The 12024-nt window shown below is 63.6% G+C and carries 8 protein-coding genes; 2 read left to right on the top strand and 6 right to left on the bottom strand.

Going from position 1 to position 12024, the window contains the following annotated elements; translation table 11 throughout:
- Nucleotides 1-4: 4 nt before the first annotated feature.
- Nucleotides 5-946 carry a 1-phosphofructokinase gene (pfkB, locus tag AD659_RS03430; RefSeq protein ID WP_053118385.1) on the bottom strand — a complete coding sequence of 314 codons (942 nt, stop codon included), beginning with the start codon at nt 944-946 and terminating at the stop codon, nt 5-7.
- Nucleotides 946-3810 carry a phosphoenolpyruvate--protein phosphotransferase gene (gene ptsP / locus AD659_RS03425; RefSeq protein ID WP_053118384.1) on the bottom strand — a complete coding sequence of 955 codons (2865 nt, stop codon included), beginning with the start codon at nt 3808-3810 and terminating at the stop codon, nt 946-948. Before ptsP ends, pfkB begins: the two co-directional genes overlap by 1 nt.
- Nucleotides 3811-4098: 288 nt before the next feature.
- Here ptsP and cra point away from each other — a divergent pair, with 288 nt between their 5' ends.
- Together cra and AD659_RS03415 are read left to right on the top strand one after the other, a co-directional pair.
- Nucleotides 4099-5094, top strand: coding sequence for a catabolite repressor/activator (gene cra, locus AD659_RS03420; RefSeq protein ID WP_053118382.1), 996 nt, complete (start codon nt 4099-4101; stop codon nt 5092-5094).
- Between the two features lie 20 nt (nt 5095-5114).
- Nucleotides 5115-5891 carry a TatD family hydrolase gene (locus AD659_RS03415; RefSeq protein WP_053118380.1) on the top strand — a complete coding sequence of 259 codons (777 nt, stop codon included), beginning with the start codon at nt 5115-5117 and terminating at the stop codon, nt 5889-5891.
- A 35-nt stretch (nt 5892-5926) separates the two neighbouring features.
- Here the strand turns inward: AD659_RS03415 and AD659_RS30445 are convergent, their stop codons facing one another.
- The 4 genes from AD659_RS30445 to AD659_RS03395 form a co-directional block, all read right to left on the bottom strand.
- Nucleotides 5927-6631, bottom strand: a complete 705-nt coding sequence (locus AD659_RS30445) for a methyl-accepting chemotaxis protein (protein WP_411387461.1) — start codon at nt 6629-6631, stop codon at nt 5927-5929.
- A 1649-nt stretch (nt 6632-8280) separates the two neighbouring features.
- Nucleotides 8281-9117, bottom strand: a complete 837-nt coding sequence (ampE, locus tag AD659_RS03405) for a regulatory signaling modulator protein AmpE (RefSeq protein WP_053118376.1) — start codon at nt 9115-9117, stop codon at nt 8281-8283.
- The gene (ampD, locus tag AD659_RS03400; RefSeq protein ID WP_053118374.1) at nt 9114-9674 is read right to left on the bottom strand and encodes a 1,6-anhydro-N-acetylmuramyl-L-alanine amidase AmpD; all 561 of its coding nucleotides are present in this window, start codon (nt 9672-9674) and stop codon (nt 9114-9116) included. Before ampD ends, ampE begins: the two co-directional genes overlap by 4 nt.
- A 64-nt stretch (nt 9675-9738) precedes the next feature.
- Nucleotides 9739-11952 carry a DUF1631 domain-containing protein gene (locus AD659_RS03395; protein ID WP_053118373.1) on the bottom strand — a complete coding sequence of 738 codons (2214 nt, stop codon included), beginning with the start codon at nt 11950-11952 and terminating at the stop codon, nt 9739-9741.
- Between the last annotated feature and the right edge of the window lie 72 nt (nt 11953-12024).

Below are 12024 nucleotides of genomic sequence, written 5' to 3'. Positions count from 1 at the left end.
CCTCTTATTGTTCTGTCAGGGGGCGCATGCGCACGCCCTGTTCAAGCGACGCCAGCAACGCGGTGTCGTGGATGCCAAAACCGATCTGCGTGACCGCCATGGCGGCGATGGCCGTGGCCGTGCGCAGCGTCTGCTCCGGGGTGTCGGCGCTGAGCAGGCCGTGGAGCATGCCCGCCAGCAGCGAATCGCCAGCGCCCACGGTACTGGCAACCGTCACCTTGGGCGGCGAGGCATGCAGCGCCGCACCGACGCTGAACCAGTTCACGCCATCGGCACCGTGGGAAATCACCACGTGCTCGACGCCCTGGGCGTGCAGGCGCTGCGCCGCTTGCGCCTGGGCCAGTTCGGTCACCACGTCGCAACCCAGCGCATCGGCCAGTTCTTCGGTATTGGGCTTGATCAGCCATGGGCCCGCCGCCAGGGCGACGCGCAAGGCTTCGCCGCTGGTGTCGAGGGCCACGTTCAAGCCGAGCTGTTTCAGGCGCGTGATCAATGCCTGCAACCACTGCGGGCTGACGCCCCGGGGCAAGCTACCAGCCACCACGACCACATCGTGGCCTGGAGCGATTTGCTCGAGGCGCGCCAGCAACGCTTGTTGCGCGGCGGCATCGACCACCGGACCCGGCCCGTTGAGGTCGGTGATGCGCCCGTCCTGCTCGGCCAACTTGATGTTGCTGCGGGTTTCGCCGGGGACCCGGATAAAGGCATCGACGAAACCACGCTGGGCGAAAAGCGTCTCGAACACTTGGGCATTGTCTTCGCCCAGAAAGCCACTGACCGTCAGCGTATGGCCGAGATCGGCCAACACCTGGGCCACGTTCACGCCCTTGCCAGCGGCGTGGGCGTGCATGGCGTCGCTGCGGTTGACCTGGCCCGGCTCCAGGCGCGCCAACTCTACCGTGAGGTCGAGCGCCGGGTTGAGGGTCAGGGTAAGAATCTTCGCCATTACAGCGCCTCCACTAATGCGCGCACGTCATCGGCGCTGCCCACGGCCAACGCCGCTTGGGCCAGGGTTTGTACTTGCGCCAGGCTCAATTCGCGAACCCGCGCCTTCACCTCGGCAATGCTGCGGGCCGAGACACTCAGCTCGTCCACGCCCAGGCCCACCAGCACCGGCACCGCCAACGGATCGGCCGCCAGTTCGCCACACACACCGACCCATTTGCCATGGGCATGGGCGGCGCGCACGGTGATGTCGATCAGTTGCAGCACGGCCGGGTGCAAGCCATCGGCCTGGGCCGAAAGGGTCGGGTGACCGCGGTCGATCGCCAGGGTGTATTGGGTCAGGTCGTTGGTGCCGACGCTGAAGAAGTCGACTTCCTTGGCGAGCACCGGCGCCAGCAATGCGGCGGACGGCACTTCGATCATGATCCCCAGTTGCAGGTCTGCCACGGGAATTTCCCGGCGCAGGCGCTCGGTCATGTCCCGGGCCTGGCGCCACTCATCGACGCTGCCCACCATCGGGAACATGATCCGCAGCGGACGGCTGTCGGCCGAGCGCAACAAGGCCCGCAGTTGCGCTTCCATGACTTGTGGACGCTGCAAGGTCAGGCGAATGCCACGCACGCCGAGGAACGGGTTTTCCTCTTTCGCGATCGGCCAGTACGGCAGCGGCTTGTCGCCGCCCACATCCAACGTACGCACCACCAGTGGCCGTCCGGCCAGGCCATCGAGCACTTTGCGGTATTCGGTCTCCTGGGTCGCTTCATCCGGCGCCTGGGTATGGGCCATGAAAATCAGCTCGGTGCGCAACAGGCCAATGCCTTCGGCGCCCTGCTCCACCGCGCTGGCGACGCCGGCGCTTTCGCCGATGTTGGCGAACACTTCCACGGCATGCCCGTCACGAGTCACCGCCGGTTCGTGACGCTGCTCGGCGGCGATCTTGAGGCGCTGTTCGCGGGTGTCGCGTTCTTCCTTGGCGCGCTGCAAGGTGACGGCGTCAGGGTCCACGTGCAGGCGACCGCGCTGGCCATCCAGCAGTAACGAGGTGCCCGGCGCCAGCAGCAACACCGCCGCACCGGCGCCTACCAGCGCCGGAATGCCCAGGGCCCGGGCGACGATGGCGCTGTGGGCGGTGGCGCCGCCACGGGCGGTGAGAATCCCCGCCACCCGCGTCGGGTCCAGGCGGGCCACGTCGGACGGGCCGACTTCGTCCATCACCAGGATATAGGGTTGATCGGGTTCGTTCGGGGTTTCGACGCCACACAGTTGCGCCAGCACCCGACGGCCGACGTCCCGCAGGTCGGCGGCACGTTCGGCCAGCAAGGCATCCTGCAAGGCTTCCTGTTCTTTGGCGGCGGCTTCGATCACGCCCATCCACGCCGCTTGTGCACTCTCGCCCAGCTTCAAGCGGGTGTCGACTTCGTCGGTCAGTTCCGGGTCGTCGAGCATTTCCTGGTGCGTGATGAAGATCTCGCGGATGGCCTTGGCCTTGGCGCGCTCGATCAGGCCTTGGATATCGCGGCGCACTTGGTTCAAGGCGTTTTGCAGGCGCTCGCGTTCGATGGCCGCCGATTCACCGCGTAACGGATAGTCGATGGCCTGCAAGACTTGGATGTGGGCTGGGCCGATGGCAATGCCTGGGGCGGCGGCGACGGCCTGGATCAGGCTGCCGGATTCGGGCGCCAACAGGACGGTCGCGACTTCGGCCATCGCGGTTTCCCGCTGCGCACTCGGTGGCGGCAGCGGTTCGACTTCTTCGCCAAGGCCTTCTTCGATGGCGGCCAGCAGCGCCGGCAACGCGTCGGCGGCAATGCCCGGCTCGGCGATGAATTCCAGGACCTGGCCGCGACGGGCGCCAAGGCTCAGCAACTTGCTCAGGCTCTTGGCCGACACGGCGCTGTCCTGCCCGTCGACGATGCGCACGCGGATCTCGCCTTCGAAGCTTTTCGCCAACTGGGCAAGGATTTTCGCCGGACGGGCATGCAGACCATGGGCATTGGCCAGGCCGATGCGCGCGCTGGGCCAGTCGGCGGGCAATTCACCGCCGAGCACTTCCAGCACTTTACGGCTGCTGGTGGCGCGGCCCAGTTCGTGGCCGCGGCCTTCGATCAGCAAGGCGCAGAGCCTTTCCAGCAAGGCCTGGTGGGCCTCGCCGAGGCTGGCGAGGCAGAACAGACCGCTCAACGGTTGGCCCAGGTAACGGATGGGTTTGTCCGGGGTGACGAACGCCAGGCCCGGGCGCTTGACGGTCTGTTCGCTGTGCAGCCACCACAAGCCATCGCCCAGGGGCAGCGCATCGACTTGCTGCAACACCCCGGCAAAGCCGTTGCTCACGCAGTCGGCCTGGCGCAGCAGGCGGGCGCCGCGCCACACCAGCTCTTCAAAATCGTCAGCCGACACACCAAGGCCGATCATCTGGGCATCCAGGGCCAGTTCCTGCGGCGCGCCTTGCAGCAGCTTCAACAATGCTTCGGCGCTACTGGCACGGCGTAGGGCCTGGCCCAGGTCCGTCTCGCCAAGCGCGCGGGTCAGCAACTGCAGCAGGCGCAGGTGTTCGTCGGACTTGGCGGCGATGCCGATGGCCAGGTAGACAATCTGACCATCGCCCCAGTCCACGCCTTCGGGGAACTGCAGCAGGCGCACGCCGGTGGAATAGACCAGGTCGCGGGTCTGTGGCGTGCCGTGGGGGATGGCAATACCTTGGCCAAGAAAGGTCGAACCCTGGGCTTCGCGAGCCTGCAAGCCGGCAAGGTAACCCTCGGCTACCAGGCCATCGGCCACCAGTTTGTCGGCGAGCAGTTGCAGTGCAGCGTCTTTATCCACAGCCGTCTGCGCCATGGATATCTGCTCTAGAGTGAGCTCGAGCATGCTTTCTCCTTTTTGGCGTCCGGTTGGCGCCAGGTATTGTTTTGAATGAATCAGCTTAGCGTTGCAGGACAGCTTTTGGCGGTATCGCGGCAGTGCGGCCAAAAATCCTGCGAGCCTTGAAAATACGCTTGCTGAAACGTTTAATCTAGAAAGATTGGCACGTTACTCGATAATCTCTCATCCTTGAAGTGCAACTTGTCGTAAGCGCTTGGACGGTGACCGTCAGCTTGAATCGGGTAGGATGGTCCTTATCGTCGAGGCTAACTCGAAAAAACAAGGAAAACCGGGTTGAAACTCAGTGATATTGCCCAACTGGCCGGTGTGTCCGTGACCACCGCCAGTTATGTCATCAACGGCAAGGCCGAACAGCAACGCATCAGCAGCGCCACCGTCGAACGGGTGCGGGCGGTGGTCGAGGAACACGGCTTTACGCCCAATCCCCAGGCCGCCGGGCTGCGCAGTCGGCACACCCGCACCCTGGGCTTCATCCTGCCAGACCTGGAGAACCCCAGTTACGCACGCATCGCCAAGTTGCTGGAACAAGGGGCACGGGCGCGGGGCTATCAGTTGCTGATCGCCAGTTCCGACGACGCACCTGACAGTGAACGGCAACTGTTGCAATTGTTCCGCGCCCGGCGCTGCGATGCGCTGATCGTCGCCAGTTGCCTGCCGGCCGGCGACGACAGCTACCTGCAATTGCAGGCCAAGGGCATCCCGATCATCGCCATCGACCGGGTGATGGAACCGGCGCATTTCTGCTCGGTGATCAGCGACGACCGCCAGGCCAGCCTGCAATTGACCCGCAGCCTGCTGGAGACCCACCCCCGGCAAATCGCCTTGATCAGCGCCCGTCCCGAGTTGAGTATCAGCCAGGAACGGGCCGCGGGCTTTCGCGAAGCCTTGGACGGGTTCGACGGTCAGGTGTTGATCGAACATGGCGAGGCGTTCAGCCGTGAATGCGGCCGCCAATTGATGGATGAAATGCTCGCGCGCCTGGGGCATCTGCCCGATGCGCTGATCACGACGTCCTACGTGTTGCTGCAAGGGGTGTTCGACGCCCTGCACGATTTCCCGCTCAAGTCGCGTCCGCTGCGCCTGGGCACGTTTGGCGACACGCAGTTGCTGGATTTCCTGCCGCTGCCGGTCAACGCCATGTCCCAACAGCATCAGCTGATCGCCGACAAGGCCCTGGAACTGGCCTTGGCGGCCATCGAAAACGATGACTACCAGCCTGGCGTGCAAGCCATCGCACGGACGTTCAAGCAGCGGATTCACCAGGGCTGAAGACTCTTCAGGATTGATTTATGGAGCTGATCGACACCCACACCCACCTGGATTTCCCGGACTTTGACGCGGACCGCCCGGCCCTGCTGGCTGAAAGCCGCGCTCTGGGCGTGCGGCAAATGGTGGTGCTGGGCGTGTACCGGGACAATTGGCAGCGGGTCTGGGACCTGGTGCAAAGCGACCCGGACCTGCATGCCGCCCTGGGCCTGCACCCGGTGTACCTCGATCAGCACCAACCCGACGACGTGGCACTGTTGCGCGACTGGCTGGGCCGCCTGGCCGGGCACCGGCAATTGTGTGCGGTGGGGGAAATCGGCCTGGACTATTACATCCAGACCCTCGACCGGGACCGCCAGCAAGCGCTGTTCGAAGCGCAGTTGGAACTGGCCGTGGAGTTCGAACTGCCGGCGCTGATCCACGTGCGCCGCAGCCATGCCGCCGTGATCGCGACCCTCAAGCGCATTGGCCCGGCGCGCTCGGGCATCATCCATGCCTTCGCCGGCAGTTTTGAAGAGGCCCGCGAATACCTCAAGCTCGGCTTCAAGCTCGGCCTGGGTGGCGCCGCGACCTGGCCCCAGGCCCTGCGCATGCACCGGGTGCTGGCGAAATTGCCGTTGGACGCGGTGGTGCTGGAAACCGACTCACCGGACATGGCCCCGGCGATGTTCCCCGGGCAACGCAACAGTCCGGCGCATTTACCGGCGATTTGCGAGGCATTGGCCGGAATCATGGCGATCAGCCCTGAGCGACTGGCCGAGGCCAGCACGGCCAACGCCCGCCAATTGTTCAACTGGTAACAACCTCCCACATTTGAAGTGCGGCGAACTCAGGATCACACCCGAAACGCATTGATCAACTGCTTGAGCTGCACCACCTGGGCGGACAACGCACGGCTGGCGTCTTCGGTCTGGTGAGCACCTTCGGCGGTGCGTTCGCCGGCGCGGTTGATCTCGACGATGTTCTGGTCGATGTCATGGGCCACGGCCGTCTGCTGCTCCACAGCGGCGGCGATCTGCTGGTTCTGGTCGACGATCATGCCGACGGCACCGAGGATATTCTCCAAGGCCTGCTGGACCTTTTCCGATTGGCCGACCGTGCCGCTGGCCATCTCATGACTCGTGCCCATCGCCTTGACCGCGGCGCCGACACCGCCGTGCAAACGGGTGATCATCGCTTCGATTTCTTCGGTCGATTGCTGGGTCCGCTTGGCCAGGGTCCGGACTTCATCGGCCACCACCGCAAAACCACGCCCCTGCTCACCGGCCCGGGCGGCTTCGATGGCGGCGTTGAGGGCCAGCAGATTGGTCTGCTCGGCGATGCTCTTGATCACATCCAGCACGCGGCTGATGGCCTGGCTGTCGGTCGCCAGTTGATTGATGACCTGCACCGACTGATCGATCTCGCTGGCCAAGCGGGCGATGCTGCCCTGCTGGGACTCCACCAGCCCGCGCCCGCTGAGGGTCTCGTCGTTCACGCTGTGGGCGCTGCTCACCGCAGCAGCGGCACTGCGGGCCACTTCCTGGGCCGTGGCCGACATCTGGTTCATTGCCGTGGCCACCAGTTCGATCTGGCTGCGCTGGCCGGCGACGGCCTGGTTGCTCTGGGCCGATACCGTTTCCACCTGCCCGGCCTGGCGTTCGACTTCCGCGACGGTGCGGCCAACCTGTTCGATCAAGTCATGGATCTTCGCCACCGTACCGTTGAACACTTCACCCAATTCGCCCAGCTCGTCCTTGCTGCGGGCAACGAAATTGACCGTCATGTCCCCCGCCGCCACTTTGTCCATCATCTGGCCCAGGTGCTGGAGGGTGGTGCGGGTCGACGCGTAGAAACCGGCGTAGAGGTAAAAGATCAACAGGAACACCGCCACCAGCGCCACGGCTTGCAACACCATATGGCTGCGATTCTGCGCCAGGCGCTGTTGCAACTGCACACCGAGAAAGCCTTGGGTCGCCTCGTTCAACCGATAGGTCTGCTCCATCAGGCCGCTGACCTGTTCAAAGAACGCCGGCCACGGTGCATCGAGGGTGTCGGCCATTACCACCTGTTCCTCGATCAGCTCCGACGCTTTCTTGAGGGTGTTTTTGCTGTCATCGGCCTGAGTGGCGAGGGCTTGCCCGGCCGCCTTGCTGGAGCCGAGGGCGTCCTGCAGTTTCAAGTCGTACTCGCCCTGAAGCTTTTCGATCTGCCCCAGCAACTCGTCGAAGCGGGTGCTCGACGCCGAATTGAGAAACCCCAGCCCCAATGAGGAGGCACCCAATGCCCGGCCTTCACCGAGGATCTGGGTGACCTTGGGGGTGGTGCCGATGATCAACTCGCTGAGTTGGCGGATGTCGCTCTGGTTATCGCGGCTCAGCCCCGCCTGGCTGGCGATGATCTGGCTGAACATCTGGGCGCTGTTGAGCAACTTGCCGATCAGCGCACTTTTGCTCTGCAGGGAGCTTTCGGCCTGCTGGGCCTTGAAGGCGCCGATCATCTCGTCGCGCTTGGCCTCGAAGGCGCTGACCTGCTCAGGCTCGATGGCCATGGCGGTCATGCCTTGCAGCCGCGCGAGGACCTGTTGTTCCAGGCTGCCGATCTTCGCTTCGACATCACCGGCCTTGCCGGACTGGCCCAGGCTGGCGTTGATCTGCACCAGGTTGTTGAGGGTTTCCAGGTCCCGACGCAGGGTCAGGCTGCTGCCCAGCAGGTCGAGACTTTGCAGCTCCACCTGGGTGCCCTGGAATTCCCGATAGGAATCACGCACCAGAAAGAAGTTGGTCACCAGCATGGGCAGCAGGAACAGCACGCTGATCAGGCTGAACTTCATGCCGAAGCTCAGGCGGTTCATCAGCGCGACGGCGGGCCAGAGCAAACTCTTCACAAGGAAGTCTCCCGGTAGTGTTCTTATTGTTATGAGCTCGCGCACCGAGACAGCAGAAAGCCACTATTCGGGCGCTGTCCCTGTATAGCCTAAATCGGCGGGAAGATTTGTAACTTAAGGTTAACGGTGTAGGAGCTGTGTAGGAGCTGTCGAGTGCAACGAGGCTGCGATCTTTCCAAAGACACTTGAATCTAAAGCGAAAGATCAAGATCAAGATCAAGATCAAAATCAAAAGATCGCAGGCTTCGCCAGCTCCTACAGAGCCGAGCGGGAGCAAGCTCCCTCGCCACAAAAGAGCCTAGCTACAACTTTGCTCGCGTTGATCAGGCCAACACCGTCCACAACGCAAACCCGGCATACCAGAGCACCGCCGCACGCAGCAGCAATTCCCATAGACGGTCCAGGCTGTTGATACCGTCCGGCCCGGCGACGGGCTTGGGAATCTCGCCAGCCACCAGGCCGACCTTGTCGATGAGGTCGGCGGCGCTGATGTTCCAGTTCAACAGCTCATGCAACATGACCCGGCTGACCGCGACGAAATTGCCCACCAGGGCGAAGCTCGCCGCCAGCAACCGCACCGGCACCCAATCGAAGGCATGGCGCATCTGCGCGGCCCGCTCGGCCACGCCGGGGTTCTGGCTGTGCTCGGCGGTCAGTGCCAGCAGCCGATAGCTCAAGGCCGCGACCGGGCCCAATACGAAGTACCAGAAAATCACCGCGAAAAAGCTCTGGTAGGCCTGCCACAACAAATGGCCCTGGACCCGCTCCAGCAACTGCTCACCGTCATCGGCTTCGATGTCCAGGTCGCGCTTGGCGACATGGGCCGCCGCCTGCAGGTCTTCCCGCCGCCATGCATCGCGAAACGGCCCGAGGGCGGCCAGCAGGTCACCGCGTCCCAGGCTGTAAATCACCACCAGCAAGTGTACCGGCAGCGCCAGCAGACCGTAGGCCACCGGCTCCAGTACCCACAAAAGCAACGCCAGCAGGGCCACGGGTAGCAGGACCATCACCATCAGCACCAGCCAGGGCCGGTCGTTCCAACGAGGGCTTGCCTCGAGCTTGTTCAGCTCGCGCAGCCAACCGCCGTCGCGCTGGACCCGCTGGCGCAAGGCCGAGAACTTCTCGATCCAGACGGCCAGCAGCAACACCAGAAAACTCATTGTCCTTCCCCTTCTATCAGGGCCGCGCGGTAGCGCGCCCAGTCGAATGCCGGTCCCGGGTCGGTCTTGCGCCCCGGGGCGATGTCGCTGTGCCCGCAGATACGCTGCACAGTGATCGCCTTGAACGCCGCTTGCAACTGCCGGGTCAGGTCCACCAGTGCGCCATATTGCGCGTCGGTGAACGGCAGATCATCCGTGCCCTCAAGCTCGATGCCCAGGGAAAAATCGTTACAGGTCTCGCGCCCCTCGAAGCACGAGACGCCCGCATGCCACGCACGGTCCAGACAAGAGACAAACTGGGTCACGGCGCCGTCACGCTCGATCAGGAAATGTGCGGAGACACGTAGGTCGGCGATACCGACAAAGTAGGGATGTTCCGTGACATCCAGACGATTCTGGAAGAATTCCTGCACCTTGCCCGTGGCGAATTGTGCCGGTGGCAGGCTGATGTTGTGGATCACCAGCAGGGAGATTTCGCCTTCCGGGCGCGCATTGAAGTTGGGCGATGGGCAATGACGCACCCCCTCGCACCAACCGCTCGCGGAGTCCAACTGCATACAGGTTCCTTCGATGACGACGGTGGATGCCGTCAGTATGCCGTGATCGGCCCGGGCTGCGCGATCACTTGCCGCGATTGAGCTGGCGCAGATTGCCCAGCACCGACTCCAGCGCCCGGTCGAACAACAGGGTGTCGTCCAACAGCCGCGCCGCGCCCCGGCGGAACTCCAGGGCCAGGCTAGTGCGGCTGTGCTCCAGCACCTTGAGGCCGGTGCGATTGACGAAGACGTATTTGCCGGTGGCCTCAATGATCGCCGCCAACTTGCAACGCAGGGTATTGTCATCGTCCTCCTGGAACTCGACCCAGCTCCCCAGGTGCAACTGGTCGACCTGCAGCAGGCCGACATCATCCGATGGCAAATGCACCGCCACGCTCTCCCCCGCCGACTTTTGCGGGGGGCGCAGGACAATTCTTTCCGACACCTCGACCATGGCCGGCGAATCGGACGACTGGGCCTGCTCCGTTGCCTGGCCCATGCGCTCGAGCGCCTGCACATGGAGGACTTCCAGCTCACTGAAAAACTCGCTGGTGGCAAACGGGTCGAACGCCGAACGGCTCAGGCCTTCACGCAGAGCCTTGAGCAGCTCCGGCACCATCGCCAGCAAACGCACGCCAGCGTCGGGCTCGTCGTGAGGCTGGACGCTCCAGATCAATTGCTCCAGGGTCAAGACGTCGGCCTGCCACTCGGCGGAATACTTGCCGTGCTTGAAGCAGGTCAGCAACAACACCTGGCTCCAGGCCTGTTGCACGAACTCGACCACGGCTTGCGGCAACACTTTGCCCAACATCACCTGGTTCAGCGCCCCTTCGACCCGTTGGCGCGCCAGTTCAGCCTTGGCCCGGCCTTCTTCGGCATCGCGGATACGCTGTTCAAGCAACTCGCTGCGCCGCCGCTCGTCACTGGTGAAGGCCAGGAAATCGGCCAGCAGCTCGGAGAAAATCGCCGGGTCATCGACATAGTCATTCAACAAGCGTTGCACGACTTGCTCGATGCGCAGGTACAGGCTGTCGCGCTGATGATCGTCGCAATCGCCCCAGCCCATGGCAGCGGCCGCGATTTCGTTGAGCAGCCGCCGGGCCGGATGGTTACCGCGGCTGAAAAAGCTCTTGTCCTGCACCGCGACCTTGAGCATCGGGATTTGCAGGCGGCCAATCAGGGCCTTGAAGGAATCTGGCAGGTTATGGTCGTCGAGGATGAATTCGAACATCATCGAGATCAGGTTGATCACATCCTCATCAGCGCCGTCGACCACCCGGGACTTGCCACTCCTGACGCTGACCCGGGTCAGCAATTGTTCGAGTTGGCTACGCAAGTCGAACTCGTCCTGCACGGCTGGCGCCGGCACGTATTGCTGCAAATGCGAGAGCAGCCGCAGCAGGTCACGGGTGGAGATCGGCTGGGGCGATGCGCTGGCTTCCAGGGTCGGCGCCACGCTGCCACGCACTTGCATCAATAGTTTCTGCAAGGCAGCGAACACTTCCTGCACGCTGTCATCGACCTCGGCATCGCTGGGCGTGGCAGCGATCTCGGCGCTGGGCCTGGGGTTATCCTCGGGACGATCCGAAACCCGGCGCGCCGGCGTCACCTTGAGTTCCGGCAAGATGCCCGTGGCGGCCAGCAACTGGTTGGCCTCGGTATAGAGTTGGTCGCACTCGCTGAGCACATAACGCTCGAACAGCTTGAGCAGGATCAGCTTGACCTTGATGCCCACGCCCAGGTTGCGTCCGGCCTGCAAGAACTTCTCGCACAACAGGGCCGGGCTCAGGGGGTTGTGTTGATTGGCCAGCGGTCGGGCCAGCAGCACGCCGAGCCGGGCCGTCAATTGTTCCAACGCCACGCTATCGCGCCTGAGCACCCGAGTGACCATCGCCTCGACCGCCAACTGCCGCTCCAGGTCGTCGTGGGAGCGCTGGGCCTGGCCGTCCGTCGCCAGGGTCGGCGCCAAGGTAGCGTGGGTCAGGTCGTATTGGGCGAGGCTGACGAAGGTCTCGAAAAACTGCTCGATGAACTCACGCTCGATGCTCTTGCGCTTCAGACGCAGGTCTCGCATGGCTTCGAAGTACAGGTTCTGCTCGACGTCGTCGCGCGCCCGGTCGGCCATTTCGAACAAGGTGTCGTCGGCGTTATCGAACAGCCCCTGCAAGCCCAGGCGCAACTGTTGGGCGGCCTTGTCACGAACCTGAAGCAGAATCACAGGCAGGCGGGCGAGCGGCGAACGAGTCGCCTGATCGGTAGCCACCTTGTGCAAAGGCACTACATTCCCGTCGTTGTGCATCCTGGCCTCCTGAAACGGTTTTCGGTTCGCAACGTCAAAGCTATGACGTCAATCGAAAGGCGGATTATCGGG

This window comes from Pseudomonas thivervalensis (genome assembly GCF_001269655.1).
GTDB lineage: Bacteria > Pseudomonadota > Gammaproteobacteria > Pseudomonadales > Pseudomonadaceae > Aquipseudomonas > Aquipseudomonas thivervalensis.
Note: the sequence above shows the minus strand (reverse complement) of the source record. Positions and strands in the feature narration are given on the sequence as shown.